Here is a 22,402-nt window from a genome sequence, read left to right as displayed (position 1 = left end):
TAAAGAAGTTTTTGCCCAAAGAATTGGCAGAACACCCTGATTTAAAGGTGTTCTTCGATTCTATCGATAAATCATATACAGATTTTGATGAAAAACTGAAAATGATTCAACGGGCCACTTCCTTAAGTTCAGAAGAACTATATGCTGCTAATCAGCAGTTGAACAAAGAAGCAGCGAATCAGAGAAAAGTACTGGAATCGTTGAGTCGGGCGGTGGCTTCTATGCAAGATAAGACCACCGACCGTATCAACGGAATTATCGAGTTCAATCCACAAAAGTTAGTGGAAGATATTGCAAAGCAGGCACATAAACTTGTTGAGATGACGGCAGAAAAGGATATGTTGCTCAAAAACTTGGAGCAACAAAATGAGTCGCTTAACAATTATGCCCACATGGTATCACATGATCTTAAATCTCCCATAAGAAATGTACATTCATTGGTAAGCTGGGTATTTGAGGATGGTGAAGATGGGTTTAAAGAGAAGAGCAGGGAAAATGTTCAGCTCATTTTCCAGAATCTTGCCAAGATGGACAGTTTAATTGATGGGATATTAAGGCACTCCACAATAGACTCCATAAAGGAAAACGCAACGGTAGTAGATCTTGGACAGCTTATTTCTGAAATTGAACGAACCATTTATGTACCAGAAAATGTCACCATTAAAAAGAGCAAGAACCTTCCAAAATTGTTTACCGGGAAGTATCGAATAGAGCAGCTCTTTAAAAATTTAATCACAAACGCCATCACCGCAACCGAAAAGAAAGATGATGGTTGTATTATGATCGATGTTAAGGAAGAATATGATGGATGGCTATTTACAGTGACCGATAACGGAAAAGGTATTCCCAAGCACTTACAAAATGGGATATTCGGAATGTTTAAAAAGTTGGAGAACAATTCGGGAGCAACCGGAATCGGACTGGCCCTGGTTAAGAAAATAATTAATTACTACAAAGGTGATATATGGCTGTCTTCGGAAGAAGGCAGGGGAACCACCTTCTTTTTTACAATTAAAAACAATATTTAAATGGTTGAGCAACCCAATCTTGAATATATAAAGGAAATTTCTGGTGGTAACGAAGAATTTGAAAAGAAATTCCTCAGCATCATACAGACAGAGTTTCCAAAGGAAAGGACTGAATATCTCGAAAATCTAGAAAATGACAATTTAGAGGAATCTGCAAAGGTTGTCCATAAAATCAAACACAAACTGGGAATTCTTGGGCTTACCGAAGGATACAAGCTGGCCATTAAGTACGAAGAAGATTTAAAGTACGGAGACACCAAACTCAAAGAAGAGTTTCAACAAATTCTGCAATCGGTAGAAGAGTTTATTTTAAAAATCGTATAAATGAAGTGCATAATTGTAGATGATGAATTAAGTGCAAGGGCCATTGTGAGAGAATTGTGCAAGACCATTACCAATATGGAGGTCGTTGCCGAATTTCCAAATGCTCTTGAAGCGCTTAAGTTTTTGAAGAATAATAGTGTTGATCTGGTTTTTATGGATATTCACATGCCTAAGCTCACAGGGGTGGATTTCATCGAAATGGTAAATGACCCACCAAAGATTGTATTGACCACATCGGATAAGGACTTTGCCATTGAAGCTTATGGTTATGAATTTATCGTGGACTATTTGGTAAAGCCCATATCACAAGAACGATTTCAAAAATGTGTTGTGAAATTGGAAAATGCCCTAAAGCAATCGAATTCAATCAACATTAGTCAACAATATTTGCAAGCTGAAGATGAGGATTTGTACATAAATATTGACCGAAGATTGATTAAACTTAAATTCCACGATATTTTATTGATTGAAGCCCATGGAGATTACATTGAAATCAAAACAAAAAATCAAAGATATCGGGTGCATTCCACATTGAAAAAAATCAAGGAAAAACTCCCAACATCACGTTTTTTGCAGATTCATAGATCGTTCATTATCAACTTCACTCAGATAATAGACATACAGGATAACAGTGTGTTGATTGAAAAAAGCGTAATCCCTATTAGTAGGTCCAATAGACCAGAGTTGATGCAACGACTCAATCTTTTATAAAAAGAAAGAAAAATACTACAATTTAATAAGAGATTTACGTTATATATAGAAGCACTATTATGAAAATGTTAAATGAGAGTTCGTAACCAACTAAATCTTTTAACATATGTCATTGGAAATCAGAGAAAACAGAGGAATTTTTGAAATATTAGGAAAAGTAACCACCCAACATATTGGAACTTTGAACTCTTATTTTGACCACATTTTGGAAAAACATGAAAATGTTGTGGTGAGTCTTGAAAAGGTTACTGTATTGGATTCTTCTGCTGCACATTTTTTTGAAGACCTTTATCAAAAATCTATTAAACAAAACAAAGTAATCTCTTTGATAGGTAGGCAAAACACCAATGTCACCGATATCCTTAACGCCACTAAAACGAATTATATCCTGAGTTCGGATCGTATCTAAACATTCCTTTCATAAACGATTTAGTTGTATTGCTCACTTAGTTGGATTTGACCTTTAATCTTAACAATCCTACCACGCGATCTATTAAAACAAAGAAATCATAAACTCCTTAGAGCCACTGTGTAAACCGTTGGGGAAAGTTTGGATAGTGGTTCCATTGCAATAGGAACTTGTATTATTATCACACTATTGGCTAATGCAGGAACCCTTAGCTGGGCAAGGTTATGTAGTATGTCGATAAAGGCTTTAAAAATCAAACCTCCAATATATAGATGCTTACAACAAGCTTACTTGTTTTTACAACAATCAATTTATATAAAGTAATACAAATCCTACTTTTAAATTAAATAAAGACTACAAAAAATTATATCATGAAAATACTAGTAGTAGATGACAAACAATCGTTAAGTGAGTTGGTAGCCCAATTTTTGGGGCAAGCACATTCCGTGACGACTATGGAAAATGGCTTAGCAGCTATTTCTTGGTTGCAAGAAGGGAATTTACCAGATTTAATTATCACAGACCTTGAAATGCCCGAAATGGATGGATTTGAATTAATCAAGAGGGTAAAGGAATCAGGTGTCTTTTCAGATATCCCAATTATTGTTTTGAGTTGCAGAGACAGTAGTTCGGATCGTGTGGAATGCCTGAGATTGGGCGCAGATGATTATATCGTTAAACCATTTAACCCAGAAGAATTGTTGATCAGGGTAGAGAAGTTGTTAATTAGACAGTAATATGGAAGTGCTTACAAAAGAAAAAACCAGGATACTATATCTGGGAACCAATCGGAGGTTTGCTGATGAATTTCACCGTTTTTCTGAAAATGTGGAGGTCAATTCTTCACAAACCATGGTGGATGCCATTAAATGGTTGCATCTAAATTGTGATTTTAAGGCAAAAAAGTGGATAAATGCAAATCAAGCGGTTGATGCAATTCTTTGTGAGCAAAATATTCCTGCTAAAAAATTGGGGGAATTCAGCGAGTATGTGGAAGAAGTGTTCGACCCAGCCAAAAAGATACCCTTTGTTCTACTGAGTGAAAAGGTGAGCAAGAAAGACAAACTTGCGGCGTTGGAACGCGGTTTCGACGATATTTTCATTCACCCAATCAGCTTTGAACAGGTACTGGAAAGAATAGGGTTTCTTAAAGAACTGAAATCAAACCTAAGAGATCAAAAGATAACCTTGGGCAAAGAGAAAGTAAAGGAATATAGAATAGGTTTCTTTAAAAGAAGTTTTGATATAGCAGTGGCGTTAACCGTGTTATTATTGGCATCACCTTTTCTTTTATTGGTGATTCTGGCCATTCGATTAGAATCCAAAGGCAAGGTGTATTACATTTCCAAGAGGGTCGGTACGAGCTACAAGATTTTCAATTTCTTAAAATTAAGGTCCATGTATCCCGATGCCGATAAGCGATTAAAGGAATTTGAACATCTGAATCAATATGTTCACGATGAAGAAGGTGGAGAAGAACCCATAGTTTCAGAGGAACCCTCAACCAAGGGAACCCTACTTATCGGAGATGATACTGAAGTGGATGAAATTTCGCATAACAATCAAAGGAAAAAAAGTGCAGAAAGTGCATTCGTGAAATTTGATAATGACCCTCGGATAACCAAGGTTGGAAAAATCATTCGAAAACTTAGTATAGATGAGTTGCCTCAGTTGATCAATGTCTTAAAAGGAGATATGTCCATAGTGGGGAACAGGCCGCTACCACTGTATGAGGCCGAAATGTTGACTACGGATGAATGGACGGAAAGGTTTAATGGCCCAGCTGGTATCACCGGACTCTGGCAAGTAGAGGCCAGGGGGCGGTCCTCTAAAATGTCCCCAGAAGAACGTAAACAACTTGATGTAAAATATGTAGAGTACGCCAACAGCAAATATGCATTTTTGATCGACATGTGGATTGTGATCAGAACATTTAGGGCCGTCTTTCAAAAAGAAAACGTTTAGGGGATGAACAAACGCATACAGTTTACTTTGGCAATTGTAATGATTGCTGGGATTTCTTATGGCCAATCTATAACGGATTTTGTGAATAGAGGGCTTAAACAGAATGACATTTCCCAGCGGCTCCCTCCTTTGGATAGCCTCATAGAAATAGCCAAACAAAACTCTCCAAGACTCAAATTTTTTGATGCTGACTATGAATATTGGGATGGTCAAGTAACATTGTCCAAAAGGGCATGGTTGCGAAACATAAATTTAGAAGCAGGTTATGGCTATGGAATTTATGACAATCTAAGCAATCAACAAATTGCAGGTGACCCTGGAAGCCAAGCTCTTTTTTCAACAGAACAAAGCAGGTACACCGTTGGAGCATCCATAAAATTGCCGCTGTCAACTATTATCAACAGAAAACGGGAAATAAAGAATGCAAAGGCAGAAGCCGATAAATCCAAATATCAAAAAGAGTTTGCTGTCTGGGAGCTGGAACAGCTAATAGTAAATCAATATAATAACCTTATTAAGATACATAGGCTCTTTTTTATATCAAACTCCATTGTGGAGACCTATAAAGTCCAGTCCATAAGGGCAGAAAAAGATTTTACCAATGGAGCCATCAATGTAACAGAATATACACGGTTGCAGCAAATGTTGAACCAGGCCATTAGTTCTTTTGAATCGCAAAGAGCAGAATTTTTAATCGCCCTAAAGGCATTGGAGGGTACAGTAGGTATCGAAATACAATTTGAATAATGAAGTTTAACCTTCTATTTTTCGTTCGTTTACTTTTAAGGCATATTACCTTATTGCTGGTTACGCCAATTATTTTGGCGTCCTTGGTCTTTTTCCTCACCAAAGACCAACCCAAAATCTACAACTCCAAAGCTAGGGTCTATACCGGAATCGCCTCAGGGTCTACCATCGAATTGGATAATACCAAATTGGACTTTAGAGCAACGAATACGGCATATGACAATCTTATTAATCTTATAAAGGCACGAACAACTATCGAAACTGTAGGGTTGAAGTTGTTCGCTCAACACATGTCCTTGGATAGTGCCGATGCGAGAATTATTTCCAAAGAGAAATATAAGGTGCTAATGGAAATAGTGCCAGAAGACGTAAAAGCTCTGGTAGTAAAGGGAGATGTACAGAAAACCTATGAGAATTTTAAAAAACTAAAAGAATCCAACCACACTAATTTTATATACGAGCTCATCAATCTAAAGCATCCTGACTATAGTATTGAAAAAATTGTGGGAAGGATAAGTGTAAGAAGAATATTGAGTAGTGACTTTGTTGATATTGAGTTTGAATCCGAAGATCCAGGAATTTGTCAAAACACATTGCTCATTCTTTCCGAAGTATTTGTAAAACTGAATGCAGATATTAAGGTAAATCAGTCCGACGCTGTCGTCAAATATTTTGAAGGACAACTCAATACTTCAACAAAAACGCTTAGGAAAGCCGAAAATGAACTGTTGGATTTCAACAGAACCCATAACATCATCAACTATTACGAACAGACCAAACACATTGCCTCAGAGAAAGAGCATTTTGAGCTTGAATACCAAAAAGTACACATAAAGCACTATGCGGCAAGAGCTGTGTTGGAAACTTTGGAATCCAAATTGGAAGCACATGAAAAAAAGCGATTGTCCAGCAAGGATATTATTTCACTGCGGAACGAACTGGCCGATGTCAATTTTCAGATTTCGATGAAATCCTTGGGGATAGAAAGCGATTCCTTAAAACAAGTTCAAAATGCAAAAGATGTTGTTGGCTTAAAAGATCGTGCGACAGAAATAAAAGAGAACCTAAAAGAGCAGGTAGATCAACTTTATGTTACCGATTATGATCATAAGACCTTGGCTGTTACCAATATTTTGGCCGACTGGTTGGAGAACACGATCATCTACGAGGGAACCAAGGCCCAGTTAAAGGTCATGGACGAAAAGCGCTTGGAGTTTGAACAGTTGTACCAAGTGTTCTCACCTTTGGGTGCAACAATGAAGCGTTTAGAACGTAAGATTGATATTGCCGAACGTGAATACCTAAGCTTACTGCATAGTCTAGGACTAGCTAAACTCAGACAGCAAAACGTGGAGCTTAAATCTAACCTTAAACTTATAGAAGTACCGTTCTTCCCAATATCCCCAAAGCCTAGTAAGCGTATGATATTGGTTATTGTGGCTGGATTGATGGGCTTCATCTTGGTAGCTTTTACGGTGTTGGTACTTGAGTTTTTGGATGGTAATCTGAATACAGCTCCAAGAGCGGAGGACAAGATTGAACTTAAAGTGTCTTCTATTTTTCCTGTCATTAATACCAACAGTAAAAAAATCGATTTTGAGTACCTGAAAAATAAGGCGGTCAATGCCATTTCCAGGAACATTATCTTAAATCAGTTTAAAAAAGAAAAAGGCAATATGCCCGTGGTGAACATGTTCTTTTCTACACAAGAAGGAGAGGGCAAAACCTTTGTTTGTCAGCACTTAATTGCCAAACTATGTGAATTGGACTATAAGACCCTTCACATTACCTATGATAATTTTGACTTTGGACTGTCAGGAGAATGCTACCAAAAACTTTGGTATGAGGTTAGTGATCGATTGTACAAAATTTCCAATGTTGAAGAGTTTGACCATAATGGGGAGATTTCGGATTTCACATTTTTCGATTTTATCATACTCGAAATTCCTGGAATCATAAAAAGTCCATTCCCGGTAAAATTGGCTTCCACAATGGATTATACATTTTTGGTTACCAGGGCTAATAGGGCATGGGGCGAAGCAGATAAAAATGCCCTGAGTTTGTTCAACGAAGCAACCACAGGACCAGAACCAACAATTATCTTGAATGGCGTCAAAGTTCTTGAAATGGAAACCGTAGTTGGCGATTTGCCTAAGAAAAGGTCATTGCTTAGAAAATGGATCAAGAAAGTTGTCCAATTTAGATTCTTTACCAAGAAAACAGTGGCGTAATGATTCAGAAACTCAAAAAAATAAGGAAGGAGAAAAATATCTCATCGTTGATAGCCAATGTGGCGGTCGCTTTTTTAGGCTTGGTCAGTTTTATGTTGCTTACCCGCCAATTAAGCAAACCTTTGTTTGGGGATTGGGTGCTGTTCATTACCCTGGCCACTTTTGTAGATCTATTGCGATTTGGATTAACTCGAACCTCAGTAGTACGACTGTTGGCTGGGGCTAATCAAGAAGACTATAAAAAATTGTTGGGATCTAGCAGTCGAATCAACCTAATGTTATTGCTGGCTATTGCCACTTTATGTTGGACTTCTTATGGGCTGATAAAAGTACTGGAAATAGAACCTATAAATGGATATCAACTTTTTTTGCTTTGGTATCCGTTATTGGCTTTATGCAATTTGGGATGGAACAATGCTTCAGCACTCTTTCAGGCGGAGCAGAATTTTAACCGCATGATGGTGGTTCGCTTTTCCAATATTGGAGTGTTTGTGTTGTTCTTGATAGTAAATGGGTTTTGGTTGCGCTGGGGACTGTTGGAGATCATTTGGGTGAACCTTGTGGTGAATCTGATTTCCAGTATGTGGTGTATCCTAAAAAAATGGGATGGATTACTTTACTTAAAATATGCTGATAAGTCTTCAGAAAAAGAATTGATCAACTTTGGGAAATACTCCATGGGAACTTTGATTGGCTCCAGCTTATTGAAAAGTGCCGATACCTTCATCATTGGATTGAGCCCGGTATTGGGTTCCGCAGGTATTGCTATGTATGCCATCCCATTAAAACTTACCGATTTGTTGGGTATTCCACTGCGAAGCTTTACTATGACAGCCTACCCAAGAATGTCCAAAAAAAGCATCGAAGGAGACCTTAATGGTGTTCGAAAAACCTTCTACGCCTACTCCGGAGCCATAACTTTACTGTTCGTTCCAGTGGCAATTGGATGCTACATTTTTGCCGAAGAATTAATTCTATTGTTGGGGGGAAAGGAATACGAAAGTTCGCTGCCCTTACTCTCGGTGGTCTTTAGAATTTTTACGGTTTATACACTACTGTTACCAGTAGATCGCTTTACAGGAGTGCTATTGGATAGCATAAACAAACCCAAACTCAACCTCTACAAGGTCATTTATATGACCACTGCCAATATTATCATTGATTTGGTGGCTGTTTTCGTTTTTGAAAGTTTGGTTGTAGTGGCGTTAGGAACGGTTCTTTTTACCATTTTGGGAATCATCCTTGGATTTCACTATTTAAGAAAGGAAATACAGATTCAAACTAGGCAGATACTGCCTGAAGGAATCTTCTTTTTCAAGAATTTAAATACCTATTTGGGAGGATGAATCCGTTTCACAAAACATATGGTACGGATTATCTTAAAAAGCCATTGCCTGTTGCGATATTGCTGTCCATTTGCATTACCTGTGCGCATCTTACCGCATCCAAAGGATTAATTGCTGGGATGGCCATGATCATACTTCCTATTGCTGTGGTGTATTTGGCCGTATTGTTTGTTACCCCAAGAATCGGATTGATTACCATTTTTATACTGAATTTTCTAATCCTTGGCTTGGGGCGATACATCCCGATGACATGGGGTTTGTTGATAGATGGCCTATTGTTTTTAATGTATCTGGCCCTTTTCTTTAAGGCATTTAAAATTAAGATTCCATGGAATCGAGCTCAATCACAGTTGACCTTATTGGTCACCATTTGGTTTGGATATGCACTTTTTCAAGCAGTGAACCCCGAGGCCGTAAGTTTTGAAGCATGGTTCTATGCCATGCGCGGATTGGCCTTATACCAATGGTTGATTGTGCCCCTACTTTTCATCATTTACAATGATTCCAAAGACTTAAAATTGTTTTTTATCATCTGGGGTATTATGTCGTTTTTGGGAACCTTAAAAGGATTTCAACAAGTAATGTTTGGTGTAGATCCTTTTGAACAAAGATGGTTGGATAATGGTGGGTCTTTGACCCATATATTGTTCGGAAAACTAAGAGTCTTCTCATTCTATTCAGATGCAGGCCAGTTTGGAGCTTCGCAAGGCCATGCGGGGGTGGTCTTTGGAGTCTTGGCGCTCTTCGCTAAGAGTAAAAAATTCAGAATATTCTGCATTGTTGTGGCTTTGGCCGGACTTTACGGAATGATGATTTCAGGAACCAGAGGAGCAATCGCTGTGCCAGCTGCTGGAGGGGTCATGTTCTTAATTCTTAGAAAAAATATTCCAATCCTTATTGCAGGAGCTATAATGGGTATTGGAGTGTTTGTATTTTTTAAATACACCACATTGCTCAATAATAATGCACAGGTTAGACGAATGCGAACTGCTTTTGATCCTAACGATGCCTCCTTACAGGTTCGTTTGGCTAATCAAAGAAAATTAGCTAGTTATTTGTCTTCCAGGCCTTTTGGTGGAGGTATAGGCTCTACAGGTAACTGGGGGCAACGTTTTACGCCGCATACATTTTTAGCTAACACGGCCACTGATAGTTGGTTTGTGGCTATTTGGGCCGATACGGGTGTGGTGGGTCTTTATATACACCTTTTTATCCTCTTTTTTGTTTTGATTACCGGAGCGTATAATGTCATGTTCAAAATACGGGACGACTGGCTCAAGGGGCAGATTGCCGCACTGGTTTGTGGTATGTTCGGTATCATGGGAGCGTCCTATGGAAATGGTGTTTTTGGACAATTTCCGACCTGTATTTTGATGTACACAGGTATGGTATTTATGTTCATCGCTCCTAAAATTGATAAGAAAATTATGGCTGCGAAAGAGACGGCTACAGAAGAATTAGAACTGAAAAAAGCAAAATTACAGCTGAATCAAGCATAATCCTTGAAGCATGGAAAAACAGAAACCTTTAGTATCGATTATCACAATAAATTACAATGAATCTGAGGTGACATTGGAAATGTTGCAATCCCTAAAGGGATTAAGTTATCCTAATGTTGAGATTATTGTGGTGGATAACGCATCGCCTAATGACAACCCGGATGTGATCAAAGAGCAATTTCCAGAGGTTTGTTTGATTAAGAGCAAGGAAAATTTGGGTTTTGCCGGTGGAAACAATTTGGGTGTGAAAGCATCCAAAGGAGAATATCTATTATTTATTAACAACGATACCATTGTTCCGGAAAGATTTATTGAACCGTTGGTGGAAACACTCCAGAAAGATGAAACTATAGGAATGGTAAGCCCCAAAATCAAATTTCATTGGAACCCTGAGTTGATTCAATATGCAGGTTACACCCCTATGAACCACTGGACCATTCGAAATAGTAGCATTGGATATCACCAAAAAGACGACGGTCGTTTTGATACGGCTGGTGAAACGGAGTCCATCCATGGCGCCGCTATGATGGTACCTCGAACAGTCGTTGACAAGGTAGGAATGATGACCGAAATCTACTTTTTATATTATGAGGAACATGATTGGGCCGAAATGATCAAGCGAGCAGGTTATAAGATTTACTATCAGCCCAAATCATACATTTTACACAAAGAGTCCATTTCTACAGGGAAGTTTAGCCCATTGAAAACCTATTACATTTCCCGAAACAGAATCTTGTTTGCTAGACGTAATTTCAAACCATTTCAATTGGGAATAAGCCTTTTGTTTCAATGCCTAGTTTCCATTCCCAAGAATAGTCTGATGTTTTTATTGAAAAGGGAAATGGCTCACTTTAAGGCATTTTGGAGGGCAATTTCTTGGAACCTCATACATAAGACAGAATTAGGATAGAGATTCATTTCCAGTTTTATCAATCGTACACTGGCTTTTGTCAATTTAAAAAGCAGTACGATGCTATATTTTCTATTTTTAAGGGGCTAAATCGGCTCATATGGCACAAAAAAAGAAACGCTGGGGTATTTACCTTGTTTTGGGAATGGTCTTTTTCAGTGGATTTATGGTTTATAGAATGATTTCTAGTGAAACCAATAATGCAGTGGTGAACCTAGTATTAAAAAAGCAAAGCAAAACTTATGTCTATTCCCATATGGGAGAAGCTGTTGTTCAAAACAGTCTTAAAAAAGAAGAAAGCCCAGGCACATTTCCTTTTATCCAGGTTTTTGAAGAAGATGGCAAACTGTTTATTGCTCCCAATAAACTAAAGGAGATTGCCAGTTTACTTTGTGGTAATTATGAAATACATAACCATTCCGAAGAGAGTATCGATGGTTATGTGACCTCTAGTGGTTCAGCTTGTTTTGAAACTTCATTTAAAAATCAAAACACGGAAAAAATAGGTGAACAAATACGTGTCAATACGGTCCAGTTATTGAATCAGCAAACGGGAAAAACCTTTGATGTCAAATGGCATACCAATATGTGGACTTTCAAATCTGTTGCTAGTAAAAATTGCTATTTAAAATCCTTCATGATCAAAACATCCGTGCAGCCTAGTGAATTTGTGATAAGCTCCAAAGATTTTATCATGGCTGATTTGGAAGACGTAACGGATTTTTATGGAAGTCAAGTCATCCTTACCTTAAACGAAGAAGACCAACTTTTATATATTGAGTATAAGTAAATTTCTGGGGTAAGAATCCTTTTGTTAGTCGTTTACAACACGAATCCAGCACTTTACAACAAATACTTTTCCTTCTTAAAATGTAAGATAATATTTACAAAAATATTAATCCTTACAACAAATGTTCAAGGTCTTACGAGTATCATTACTTCTTGCATTGCTTTCCATGTATTGCGGATGCGTAAGTGAAAATCAATTGGATCCACCACAGGATGAGCCGTCCAGTGAGGAGCCATCTAATGAGGAGTCAGATCCATTGGCGGCCTTAAACGTTGCTGCAAGTTTTGACTATGCTACAAGTAAGGAAATCCAAGTGACCTTGGATGTACCCGAGTTTTTGGGTAAAGCTGTTTTTTCAATTTATGGTAAAACACGTACTCAAGATAGCATCATTTTAGGACGGGCCACTTTTGATGCCAATGGACATTTCGAAAATAAATTCCAAGTTGAGGCACAAACCGATAGTGTCCTATTCTACTCCGATTATATTGGACTGACCAGGGATGTTCGTTTGGCCGTTAACAATGGCAGTGTCTCATTTGATTATAGACCTATATATGAAAGGTCATCCAGCAATAAAGGAAAAATTCTTAGAAACAATAAGGGAACCAGCAACTTGGCAGGAAAAGTCCCTTATACTTTTTTAAGTGGGTTTGATAACCTTGGGGTGCCGGCCGAAATGGAATTGCCCGATGTTATTCAGCAAAACCTGCTAGATGACATTAATATGTCACTTCCCGAATACAGTAGGGTTCCAGTGGCGAATCCAGAGTTTTTAGCCAATTCTTCGGAAACCAGTTTGGTTTTAACAGATTTGGCCGATGTATGGGTGACCTTTGTTTCAGAGGGAGCCGGATATAGAAATGCCCTTGGATATTATACGTATCCAGTGGGCTCCAAACCAGCCACTGTTGACGACATTACTACCCACAATATCATTTTTCCAAATACCTCTATGGTCGGGTCCGGCGGTGGATTGGTTCCTGGAGACCGAGTTCATCTGGGAAGATTTCCTGCTAACACGGTAGTCTCTTGGTTTATAGTGGCCAATGGTTGGAATGGTTCTACCGTAGGGGACGGCAACAATATTTTTTATTCCGATCCAAGTTTAAATCCCGAAGCATCCGATCTAAACACCCATATGGTTCAGTTGTACGATAGTGCGCGAGAAATCAATTTCTTGGCCTTTGAGGATTTACGAAGGGATGGAAACTCTGATGATGATTTTAATGATGCCGTATTCTATGCAAGAGCCAATCCGGTAGAATCTATTGAACTGACCAATGTAGTTGCATTGATTCCGGCCAATGATGAAGATGGAGATGGGGTAAACGACGAGCTGGATGAATTTCCTTTTGATACAAATCTGGCCTTTAACAACTTTTCACCCAGCGAAAACCTTACAGGGGTGTTGGCTTATGAAGACTTGTGGCCGAGCAAGGGAGATTATGATTTCAACGACTTAGTTGTGTCATACGGATATAATATCATCACTAACACTTCCAATCTTGTGGCAAGAATTGAAGGCACATTTACCATCGATCATATTGGAGGTTCTTTAGAGAATGGATTTGGAATAACACTTCCGATTGCACCATCATCTATTGAAAGTGTTGAAGGACAAGTGTTGAATGCTGCATTCATCGACAATAGTCCCAATGGAACAGAATCGGGAACTGAAGCGAATGAGACCGTAATATTCATTGCCGGAAATACCAAACAGATGGAAGGTGATACCATAGAATTGGTCATTGACTTTAGTACCCCAGTGAGCTACGAGGCTTTGGGTCAGGTTCCATTCAATCCATTTTTAATATCAGGAGGAAACAGGGCACGGGAAGTACACCTTCCAGATTTTGCACCTACCAGCAAAGCTGGTCTACTTGGAACCTCAGATGACGATAGCGACTCTGGTGAAGACAGATATTATAAAACCGATAAGAATTTGCCTTGGGCATTGAACATATTCGGGGATTTTGTCCCTCCACGGGAGACTATTCCCATTACCATTGAGTATCCAAAGTTTGTCAATTGGGCCAACTCAGGAGGAACTCAAGATTTAGATTGGTACGTAAGATAATTAAACATATAGCAAACCTTAAATACACTTTAAAATTATGAATATAACAGTTGTTGGTACAGGTTACGTAGGTCTGGTAACAGGTACATGTTTTGCAGAAACAGGTATAAATGTCACCTGCGTTGACATCGATGAGAAAAAAATCGAAAAACTTCGAAACGGTGAAGTACCTATTTATGAACCAGGATTGGATGTACTTTTAGAAAGAAACATTGACAAGGGAAGGATAGCATTTACTACCAGTTTAGAGAAGGGAATCAAAGAAAGTGATGCGGTTTTCATCGCCGTGGGAACCCCTCCAGATGAAGATGGAAGTGCCGATTTAAAATATGTCCTTGGAGTGGCTAGGGAGATTGGTCAACATATGGAAGATTACAAAGTAATCATCACCAAAAGTACCGTGCCGGTAGGTACATCCTACAAAGTAAAAGCAGCTGTTGAAGAAGAGTTGTCCAACCGCGATGTCAGAATTCCTTTTGATGTGGCTTCTAATCCAGAATTTTTGAAAGAAGGAAGTGCTGTAGATGATTTCTTAAAGCCCGACCGTATAGTAGTGGGTATTGAAAGCAAGCGTGCCGAAAAGGTAATGCGTAGACTTTACAAGCCATTCTTGATGAACGGTCACCCATTGTTGTTCATGGATATTTTCTCTTCAGAGATGACAAAATATGCCGCAAACTCGATGCTGGCGACCAAGATTAGTTTTATGAACGATATCGCTAATCTTTGTGAATTGGTTGGTGCCAATGTTGATTTGGTCCGTAAAGGTATAGGTTCCGATTCAAGAATTGGGAACAAGTTCATTTATCCAGGAACAGGATATGGAGGTAGCTGCTTCCCAAAAGATGTTCAAGCTTTGGTGCGTACTGCAGATGAGTATGGTCATTCGTTGGAAGTTCTAAAAGCTGTTGAAAATGTCAACTATCGCCAAAAATCAGTATTGGTTGAAAAGATAAAAGCACACTTTGGAGAGAATTTGAAAGGCAAACAATTTGGACTTTGGGGATTGGCCTTTAAGCCGAAAACCGATGATATGCGTGAAGCTCCTTCTTTGGTAATTATAGAGCAATTAAAAGCACTCGGAGCTACTGTTAGAGCTTATGATCCAGTTGCTATGGAGGAAACCCATCGCATTTTAGGAGACAAAGTTGAATATGCTAAAGATGAATATGATGCCATTATTGAGGCAGACGCATTGATTGTGGTTACCGAATGGTCTGAATTCAGGATGCCCAACTTTAGGATTCTGGAAAAATTGATGAACGAGAAACTCATTTTTGATGGTAGAAATATTTACGACCCAGAAGAAATGGACGAAATCGGATTCACCTATTATAGCATAGGAAGAAAAGTGATCAATAGTACAGAAAAAGAAACCGTAAAAATTTAAAGAGGGAATAATGAAACGAATATTGGTAACCGGGGGCGCCGGATTTGTAGGTTCCCATTTATGCGAAAGACTCTTAAGAGAAGGTAACGAAGTGGTTAGCATGGATAACTACTTTACAGGGAGAAAAAGTAAGATTGTCCATTTAATGGACAACCCGTACTTCGAGGTAATACGTCACGATGTGACCTTGCCTTATTTTCTTGAGGTTGATGAAATTTATAACTTGGCATGCCCAGCATCACCCGTGCACTATCAGCACAATCCTATCAAAACGATTAAAACGTCGGTTTTGGGAGCCATCAATATGCTTGGCCTTGCTAAACGAATCAAAGCAAAGATTCTGCAAGCTTCAACAAGTGAGGTATACGGTGATCCAGAGATGCATCCGCAGCCAGAAGATTATTGGGGACATGTCAATCCAATCGGAATACGCTCATGCTACGATGAAGGTAAGCGCTGTGCTGAGTCCTTGTTCGTGAACTATCACAATTCCAACGATGTATTGGTAAAGATCATACGAATCTTCAATACTTACGGTCCCAGAATGGAACCGGATGATGGTAGAGTGGTTTCCAACTTTATCATGCAGGCGCTCCAAGGAAAGGATATCACCATTTTTGGAGATGGTACCCAAACGCGAAGCTTTCAATATGTAAGTGATTTGGTCGATGGAATGATTAAAATGATGGATACCGAAGATGACTTTATCGGTCCTATCAACATCGGAAACCCTGGGGAGTTCACCATGTTGGAACTGGCTGAGAATATCATCGATTTAACAGGTTCTAAGTCGAAAATCATTCACTTACCGTTGCCATCAGATGATCCCATGCAACGTAAACCGGACATTTCACTTGCACAAGAAAAATTGAAAGGCTGGGAGCCAAGTGTGGATTTAAGGACCGGATTGGGCAAGACCATCGAGTACTTTGATAATCTGCTGAAGGAAAAGTCAATTAAAGAATTGGTAGAAGGATAATTAAATAGCTAATACGGATACATAACATGGATGTAATCAAAATTTTGGTCAATAGTTTGGAAATACTTTTAATAGGGTACTTCGGGTTTGCATCCATTTATGTATTCTTTTTTTCCTTTGCTGGCTTATTTTCAGTCCGAAAAAAGAAAGAAATATTAAAGAAGCAACGCAAGTTTGCCGTGCTCATTCCCGGTTACAAAGAAGATAGTGTAATTGTTGACGTGGCAGAGCAAGCATTGAAGCAGACGTACCCTTCACATCTTTTTGAAGTTGTAATCATTGCAGATTCTTTTCAGCAAAGCACTTTGGACAAACTTCACAAATTACCCTTAAGGGTAGTAGAAGTCTCGTTTGAAAAGAGCACCAAATCCAAAGCACTCAACCAAGCTATGAAAGTAATCGGGGATGATTACGATGTGGCTTTGATTTTGGATGCGGACAATATTATGGAAGAAGATTTTGTCGAAAAAATCAATCAAGCCTTCAACCAAGGATACAAAGTGGTGCAGGGACACCGTATTGCAAAAAACACCAATACTTCTTTCGCCATTCTTGATGCGATCAGTGAAGAGATCAATAACCACATTTTTAGAAAGGGGCATAGGGTTGTAGGACTTTCTTCGGCCTTGATAGGATCAGGGATGGCATTTGACTATTACTTTTTTAAGAACACCATGGCAAACGTGAAAGCCGTTGGCGGCTTTGATAAGGAATTGGAATTGAAACTTCTGAAGAATAGAACCAAAATCGAGTATTTGGACAATGCTTTGGTTTTGGACGAAAAGGTTCAAAAATCGGAAGTTTTTGCCAATCAACGCAAGCGATGGCTCTCGGCACAATTCGTTTATTTTGGGAGGTATTTTATGCCAGGCCTGAAGGAGTTGTTTACCAAAGGTAATATCGATTTTTTTGACAAGGTCTATCAAATGGTTTCACCACCCAGAGTGCTTCTATTGGGCTTGGTAGCAGTACTTACGTTTGCATACTTTATACTAAACTTGATTTGGCCATCGAATATGATGATGGTGCCAGCATATGCTTGGTATACAAGTTTTGGCTTGGTCATTTTAGCTTTTGCCTTTGCGGTTCCAAGGAAATTTTACAGTAAATCAACCTTCAATGCATTAATGACCTTACCTAAAGCTTTTGCGGTAATGTTCTTGTCTCTATTCAAATTAAAGGGAGCCAATAAGAAGTTTATACACACCCAGCACGGAACCATTAACAGTCAATAAAAAATGAAAATAGGAATTGAGGGACAACGTCTTTTTAGAAAAAAGAAGCACGGGATGGATATGGTTGCTTTGGAGTTGATCAAAAACCTCCAAAGAATTGACCAAAAAAACGAATATGTGGTTTTTGTGAAACCCGACTTCGACGATACCTGCATTCCAAATGCGCCCAACTTTAAAGTTGTTCAGCTGGATAGCAAATGGGGATATCCAGGATGGGAACAAATCGCCCTGCCTAGAGCTGCCCATAAAGAAGGTTGTGATGTACTGCACTGCACAAGCAATACAGGGCCTTTATTTTCTAAAGTTCCGATTATAACCACATTGCACGACATTATTTATTTGGAAAGTATCAGTCTCTTCAAAAAAGAAGGTACATGGTACCAGAAATTGGGCAATATGTATCGAAGGTATTTTGTACCTCCGGTGATTCGAAAAAGTAAGAAGGTCATTACTGTCTCCAACTATGAAAAAGAACGCATAAATAACTATTTTGGGTTTAAAGATGACAGGTTGACGGCAATATATAACGGCGTCGGATCTCATTTCAAAAAAGTTACAGATTTGGGTGAGCTAGCATCAGCCAAAGAAAAATATAAGCTTCCTGATAATTTCTTTTTCTTTTTAGGGAACACGGATCCCAAGAAGAACACTAAGGGAGTGTTGAAAGCCTTTGCCGATTTCAATAAGATATATCCAGGCCAATATAAATTGGTGATGTTGGATTATGATGAAGGGGAATTGCTCAAACTTTTGGATACTGCTGGTGGACGCGAGATACGGGAACTGATTCATTTAACGGGATATGTTTCCAATACCGATTTGCCTGCGATCATAAGTCAGAGTGCGATATTCCTGTATCCATCGCTTCGGGAGAGTTTTGGAATCCCAATTCTTGAAGGAATGGCCTGTGGAGTACCAGTGATTACCTCCAACACTTCGTCCATGCCGGAAGTAGCGGGTGAGGGGAGCGCGTTAATGGTAGATCCATTTAATCCTTTAGAGATTACCAATGCGATTAGAGCTATAGTGGAAGATAAGGTTTTGGCCAAGGTATTGGCCGAAAAAGGAATTAAAAGGGCAAAACACTTCTCTTGGGAATCTATGGCCAAGAATGTGCTGGAACTATATGAAGATGTTCACAATCAATTAAAAGTTGAACAAAATGATTAAAAATAGGGACATCATTGTAATGGGCATACAAGCTTGGGATATTGAAATTGGCAGTAACTGCAAAAATATCGCTGCGGAGTTCGCAAAAAACAATCGTGTCTTGTATGTAAACCCTCCAATGGACAGAATTTCAAGACATCGGGAAAAGCACACAGAAAAAATAAAAAAGCGGATCAGGGTCAAAAAAGGACAAGATTCGGATTTGGTGCAATTAAACGAAAGTATATGGAATCTGTATCCGAAGACCATGACGGAGTCCATCAATTTTATAAAAAATCAATTCCTTTTTGATACCCTGAACAAAATAAATGCAAAGCGCTTTACCAAAGATGTACAAAGTGCGATAGAAAGATTGGGGTTTAAGGATTATATCATCTTCAATGATAGTTCCATGTTCTTGGGGCAACATATAAAAACGATGTTGAAGCCCTCCTTTTACGTGTATTATATGAGGGACTATCTGACCAAAAACCCCTATTGGAGGAAAAATGGAGTACGACTGGAACCCAGACTCATCAAAGATGCTGATTGTGTAGTAAACAACTCTACTCTTTATACAGAATATGGCAAACAGTATACAGATCATTCGTATATGGTGGGCCAAGGTTGTGATACTTCTCTTTTCAATGATCAGCTACGGGAAATTGGTATTCCAAAAGATTTAAAATCCACTCCCAAACCCATTATTGGTTATGTAGGATTTTTAAGCAGCAGAAGATTGAGTATTTCCCTTTTGGAAGAAATGGCAAAGGCCAGACCCGAATGGAGTATTGTTTTGGTCGGGCCTGAAGATGACATGTTCAATGTTTCCACTTTGCATGAAATGGACAACGTTCATTTTTTGGGAAGCAGGGATGCCAAAGAACTGCCCAATTATATCAAAGGTTTTGATGTGGCCATCAATCCGCAGTTGATCAATGATGCCACTATGGGGAACTACCCTCGAAAGATAGATGAGTATTTGGCCATGGGAAAACCAACAGTTGCTTCGGCCACAAAGGCCATGGAATATTTTAAAGACCATACTTACTTGGGTGAAACCGCTGAGGACTATGTGAAATTGATAGAAAAAGCTTTAGCTGAGAATTCTCCAGAGTTGGAAGAAAAACGGAGAGCCTTTGGATTGTCGCACAGTTGGGAAAACAACGTCAATGAGATTTACAATTGCATTCTTAAAGTAAAACAGCAGACGGCCTAAAAACTTTAGTTATGGGAATAGTTAGTAAGATAAAATCCAACCCAAAAACCAAGCAATTGGCGCTTAGATTAATTGCTCCCAAACGGAATCCCAGACCTAGGTTATGGGTGCGCTGGTTTTTGAATCCACTCAAGCATAAAAGAGGCAAAGGTTCCACCATAAGAAGAAACAGTAGAATAGATGTCTTTCCTTGGAATCGATTTGATGTGGGAGAATTGACGACCATTGAGTCGTTTTGTACGGTAAATAATGGTTCTGGAGATGTTATTCTGGGAGATAAGGTAAGGGTTGGAATTGGAAGTGTGGTTATTGGTCCAGTGGTCATGGGACATGGTTCCGGATTGGGGCAACATGTCTTTGTTTCGGGCTTTAACCATGGCTTTGCAGATGGGTCTAAAAACTCAAGTGACCAACCTTTGGATATCAAGCCAACAGTAATAGAAGATGAAGCCCATATCGGTGCCAACTCGGTAGTCCTAGCTGGCGTTACCATAGGTAAAAGGTGCCAAATAGGGGCGGGGAGCGTTGTCACCAAGGACATTCCTCCTTACTCCGTTGCAGTGGGCAATCCGGCTAAGGTAATCAAGACGTTCAATCCTGATACTGGGGAATGGGAACGAGTTGAAAAAGAATTGGTAGTTGTTTAATGGGGGTGCGATTAAGTTCCTTTCCCTATTTAGGGAAAGGTGTCCACTTGAGTGGACGGAAAGGGTGAAATTATCCCTTCTGTCTTAATGCATGGCATCAATCCACCTTCCCTTTAAAAGGGAAGGAGTTTAAATAATTTTTAAAGAGATATAATGGAAGTTTTAAAAGTAATTTTCTGGATTTCGTTGTTTATTATTTTTTATTCCTATTTAGGATATGGAATCCTGTTGTTCCTTATAATCAAGGTGAGGAGGCTTTTGGGATTGGCAAAACCATTCCAAGGAAATGAAGATTATGAACCTGAAGTAACCCTTTTTGTTACCGCGTTTAACGAAAAGGATTTTTTAGATCAGAAAATAAAAAACTCCAAAAGTTTGGATTATCCGCAAGATAAGGTCACCCAAATCTGGGTAACCGATGGGTCAGATGATGGAACTCCCGATTTATTAAAGCAATATGAAGGTGTAACCGTTTATCATAAAGATGAAAGAGCTGGAAAAATCGCAGCCATGAACCGTGGGGTACAATTCGTGAAAACTCCAATAGTTATTTTTTCAGATGCCAATACCGATTTAGGGAAGAATTCGATTAGGGAAATAGTTAGCTTGTTCAGAAACCCAAAAGTAGGCTGCGTTTCCGGAGAAAAACGAATCTATTCCAAAGAAGCTGATAGCGCAGCGGGTGCTGGTGAGGGCATGTATTGGAAATACGAATCACAACTCAAAAAATGGGATGCGGAACTCTATTCCGTAGTCGGGGCAGCAGGAGAACTTTTCGCCATTCGCACAGAATTATGGCAAGAAGTGGAAAAAGATACCTTGTTGGATGATTTTATCATTTCGTTGCGAGTTGCTATGTCTGGCTATACCATTCAATACAATCCAGAGGCCTATGCTATTGAGACCGCTTCGGCCAATGTAAAGGAAGAGCTCAAAAGAAAAATCAGAATTTCAGCTGGAGGAATTCAGTCTGTGGTTCGCTTGAGGGCATTGTTGAATTTCTTCAAATATGGAACGTTGTCCTTTCAATATGTTTCTCATCGCGTATTGCGCTGGACTTTGACTCCGCTATTATTGCTTTTAATTATTCCCATGAATTATGTGTTGGCACAAAATGAAGGACTGTTTTTCCTAGGGTTGTTCAGTATTCTATTTTGGGGGCAAGTGTTGTTCTACGCTGCCGCTTTGTTGGGGTGGTTTTTGGAAAACAGGCAGATTCGATTAAAAATACTTTTTATCCCGTACTACTTTTTTATCATGAACCTGTCCGTTTATCTTGGATTTGGCAGATATATTAAAGGAAACCAATCGGTAAAATGGGAACGCGCGCAACGCGGAGCAGGCACTGAGGCGGTTGCTTGATTGTATTTTGAAGTCTAAAGTAAAATGTCATTCTGAATTTATTTCAGAATCTCAACAATATGACCAAGTATTTATGAGAAACTGAAACAAGTTCAGTTTGACGAAAACCATATTTTTTTAGATACTCCTGTGTCCACTTTAGTGGACAGAAAGGCTAAAACCGTGTAATATGTCATTCCGTACTTGATACGGAATCTATCCCTTCCATCCTTCGTCCACCTTTGCTGTCACCCTGAGTCTGTCGAAGGGTAGGGAAAGAGCTCAAATCAATTTTTTACCACTAATTCATCAATTCAAAAAGGGCATCCGTCAATTGGCCTTAATTTTTTTGTGAAAATCTCCCGAACTTCACTTATCGGTTGCTAAAGAATCATTAAAACG

The 22,402-nt window shown here is 39.0% G+C and carries 20 protein-coding genes; all 20 read left to right on the top strand.

Annotated elements, in window-relative coordinates; all coding sequences use genetic code 11:
• Positions 1–11 precede the first annotated feature (11 nt).
• Positions 12–1,028: a sensor histidine kinase gene (locus tag E4661_RS12000; RefSeq protein ID WP_240751469.1), complete on the top strand. Its 1,017-nt coding sequence runs from the start codon at positions 12–14 to the stop codon at positions 1,026–1,028.
• Positions 1,029–1,352 carry an Hpt domain-containing protein gene (locus E4661_RS11995; RefSeq protein ID WP_136467674.1) on the top strand — a complete coding sequence of 108 codons (324 nt, stop codon included), beginning with the start codon at positions 1,029–1,031 and terminating at the stop codon, positions 1,350–1,352.
• Positions 1,353–2,063 (top strand): LytR/AlgR family response regulator transcription factor, encoded by a 711-nt coding sequence (locus E4661_RS11990; RefSeq protein WP_136467672.1) that lies wholly within the window; start codon positions 1,353–1,355, stop codon positions 2,061–2,063.
• Positions 2,064–2,169: 106 nt separating this feature from the next.
• Positions 2,170–2,472, top strand: a complete 303-nt coding sequence (locus E4661_RS11985) for an STAS domain-containing protein (protein WP_136467670.1) — start codon at positions 2,170–2,172, stop codon at positions 2,470–2,472.
• Positions 2,473–2,843: 371 nt separating this feature from the next.
• Positions 2,844–3,209, top strand: a complete 366-nt coding sequence (locus tag E4661_RS11980) for a response regulator transcription factor (protein ID WP_136467668.1) — start codon at positions 2,844–2,846, stop codon at positions 3,207–3,209.
• Between the two features lies 1 nt (position 3,210).
• Positions 3,211–4,437, top strand: a complete 1,227-nt coding sequence (locus tag E4661_RS11975) for a sugar transferase (protein ID WP_136467666.1) — start codon at positions 3,211–3,213, stop codon at positions 4,435–4,437.
• A gap of 3 nt (positions 4,438–4,440) precedes the next feature.
• Complete coding sequence (locus E4661_RS11970) at positions 4,441–5,184, top strand: TolC family protein (RefSeq protein WP_136467664.1); 744 nt, start codon at positions 4,441–4,443, stop codon at positions 5,182–5,184.
• Positions 5,184–7,415: a GumC family protein gene (locus E4661_RS11965; protein ID WP_136467662.1), complete on the top strand. Its 2,232-nt coding sequence runs from the start codon at positions 5,184–5,186 to the stop codon at positions 7,413–7,415. The genes E4661_RS11970 and E4661_RS11965 overlap by 1 nt, the downstream gene beginning before the upstream one ends.
• Complete coding sequence (locus E4661_RS11960; protein ID WP_136467660.1) at positions 7,415–8,761, top strand: oligosaccharide flippase family protein; 1,347 nt, start codon at positions 7,415–7,417, stop codon at positions 8,759–8,761. Before E4661_RS11965 ends, E4661_RS11960 begins: the two co-directional genes overlap by 1 nt.
• Positions 8,762–8,880: 119 nt before the next feature.
• Positions 8,881–10,260, top strand: coding sequence for an O-antigen ligase family protein (locus E4661_RS11955; protein ID WP_417936399.1), 1,380 nt, complete (start codon positions 8,881–8,883; stop codon positions 10,258–10,260).
• Positions 10,261–10,270: 10 nt separating this feature from the next.
• A complete protein-coding gene (locus E4661_RS11950) occupies positions 10,271–11,170 on the top strand; it encodes a glycosyltransferase family 2 protein (RefSeq protein ID WP_136467656.1) in 900 nt (299 codons plus the stop codon).
• Positions 11,171–11,270: 100 nt separating this feature from the next.
• Complete coding sequence (locus tag E4661_RS11945) at positions 11,271–11,960, top strand: hypothetical protein (protein WP_136467654.1); 690 nt, start codon at positions 11,271–11,273, stop codon at positions 11,958–11,960.
• Positions 11,961–12,081: 121 nt separating this feature from the next.
• Entirely contained in the window at positions 12,082–14,040 is a 1,959-nt protein-coding gene (locus E4661_RS11940; protein ID WP_136467652.1) for an LruC domain-containing protein, read from the top strand.
• A 37-nt stretch (positions 14,041–14,077) separates the two neighbouring features.
• Positions 14,078–15,430 (top strand): UDP-glucose dehydrogenase family protein, encoded by a 1,353-nt coding sequence (locus E4661_RS11935; protein WP_136467650.1) that lies wholly within the window; start codon positions 14,078–14,080, stop codon positions 15,428–15,430.
• Between the two features lie 10 nt (positions 15,431–15,440).
• Entirely contained in the window at positions 15,441–16,409 is a 969-nt protein-coding gene (locus tag E4661_RS11930; protein ID WP_136467648.1) for a UDP-glucuronic acid decarboxylase family protein, read from the top strand.
• Positions 16,410–16,435: 26 nt separating this feature from the next.
• Complete coding sequence (locus tag E4661_RS11925; RefSeq protein WP_136467646.1) at positions 16,436–17,644, top strand: glycosyltransferase family 2 protein; 1,209 nt, start codon at positions 16,436–16,438, stop codon at positions 17,642–17,644.
• Between the two features lie 3 nt (positions 17,645–17,647).
• Complete coding sequence (locus E4661_RS11920) at positions 17,648–18,814, top strand: glycosyltransferase family 4 protein (RefSeq protein ID WP_205728955.1); 1,167 nt, start codon at positions 17,648–17,650, stop codon at positions 18,812–18,814.
• Complete coding sequence (locus tag E4661_RS11915; RefSeq protein WP_136467644.1) at positions 18,807–20,012, top strand: glycosyltransferase; 1,206 nt, start codon at positions 18,807–18,809, stop codon at positions 20,010–20,012. Before E4661_RS11920 ends, E4661_RS11915 begins: the two co-directional genes overlap by 8 nt.
• Positions 20,013–20,023: 11 nt before the next feature.
• Positions 20,024–20,659 (top strand): acyltransferase, encoded by a 636-nt coding sequence (locus tag E4661_RS19635; protein ID WP_136467642.1) that lies wholly within the window; start codon positions 20,024–20,026, stop codon positions 20,657–20,659.
• A 153-nt stretch (positions 20,660–20,812) separates the two neighbouring features.
• Complete coding sequence (locus tag E4661_RS11905) at positions 20,813–22,021, top strand: glycosyltransferase family 2 protein (protein WP_136467640.1); 1,209 nt, start codon at positions 20,813–20,815, stop codon at positions 22,019–22,021.
• The last annotated feature ends 381 nt before the right edge of the window (positions 22,022–22,402 follow it).

This window comes from Flagellimonas onchidii (assembly GCF_004804315.1).
GTDB classification, from domain to species: Bacteria; Bacteroidota; Bacteroidia; order Flavobacteriales; family Flavobacteriaceae; genus Flagellimonas; species Flagellimonas onchidii.
The sequence above is the reverse complement of the archived record's forward strand: the minus strand, read 5'-3'. Positions and strand labels throughout refer to the sequence as shown.

Coding starts and splice junctions, on each gene's coding strand:
- E4661_RS11995 (WP_136467674.1), top strand. CDS start 1,029: ATGGTTGAGCAACCCAATCTTGAATATATAAAGGAAATTTCTGGTGGT.
- E4661_RS11990 (WP_136467672.1), top strand. CDS start 1,353: ATGAAGTGCATAATTGTAGATGATGAATTAAGTGCAAGGGCCATTGTG.
- E4661_RS11985 (WP_136467670.1), top strand. CDS start 2,170: ATGTCATTGGAAATCAGAGAAAACAGAGGAATTTTTGAAATATTAGGA.
- E4661_RS11980 (WP_136467668.1), top strand. CDS start 2,844: ATGAAAATACTAGTAGTAGATGACAAACAATCGTTAAGTGAGTTGGTA.
- E4661_RS11975 (WP_136467666.1), top strand. CDS start 3,211: ATGGAAGTGCTTACAAAAGAAAAAACCAGGATACTATATCTGGGAACC.
- E4661_RS11970 (WP_136467664.1), top strand. CDS start 4,441: ATGAACAAACGCATACAGTTTACTTTGGCAATTGTAATGATTGCTGGG.
- E4661_RS11965 (WP_136467662.1), top strand. CDS start 5,184: ATGAAGTTTAACCTTCTATTTTTCGTTCGTTTACTTTTAAGGCATATT.
- E4661_RS11960 (WP_136467660.1), top strand. CDS start 7,415: ATGATTCAGAAACTCAAAAAAATAAGGAAGGAGAAAAATATCTCATCG.
- E4661_RS11955 (WP_417936399.1), top strand. CDS start 8,881: ATGGCCATGATCATACTTCCTATTGCTGTGGTGTATTTGGCCGTATTG.
- E4661_RS11950 (WP_136467656.1), top strand. CDS start 10,271: ATGGAAAAACAGAAACCTTTAGTATCGATTATCACAATAAATTACAAT.
- E4661_RS11945 (WP_136467654.1), top strand. CDS start 11,271: ATGGCACAAAAAAAGAAACGCTGGGGTATTTACCTTGTTTTGGGAATG.
- E4661_RS11940 (WP_136467652.1), top strand. CDS start 12,082: ATGTTCAAGGTCTTACGAGTATCATTACTTCTTGCATTGCTTTCCATG.
- E4661_RS11935 (WP_136467650.1), top strand. CDS start 14,078: ATGAATATAACAGTTGTTGGTACAGGTTACGTAGGTCTGGTAACAGGT.
- E4661_RS11930 (WP_136467648.1), top strand. CDS start 15,441: ATGAAACGAATATTGGTAACCGGGGGCGCCGGATTTGTAGGTTCCCAT.
- E4661_RS11925 (WP_136467646.1), top strand. CDS start 16,436: ATGGATGTAATCAAAATTTTGGTCAATAGTTTGGAAATACTTTTAATA.
- E4661_RS11920 (WP_205728955.1), top strand. CDS start 17,648: ATGAAAATAGGAATTGAGGGACAACGTCTTTTTAGAAAAAAGAAGCAC.
- E4661_RS11915 (WP_136467644.1), top strand. CDS start 18,807: ATGATTAAAAATAGGGACATCATTGTAATGGGCATACAAGCTTGGGAT.
- E4661_RS19635 (WP_136467642.1), top strand. CDS start 20,024: ATGGGAATAGTTAGTAAGATAAAATCCAACCCAAAAACCAAGCAATTG.
- E4661_RS11905 (WP_136467640.1), top strand. CDS start 20,813: ATGGAAGTTTTAAAAGTAATTTTCTGGATTTCGTTGTTTATTATTTTT.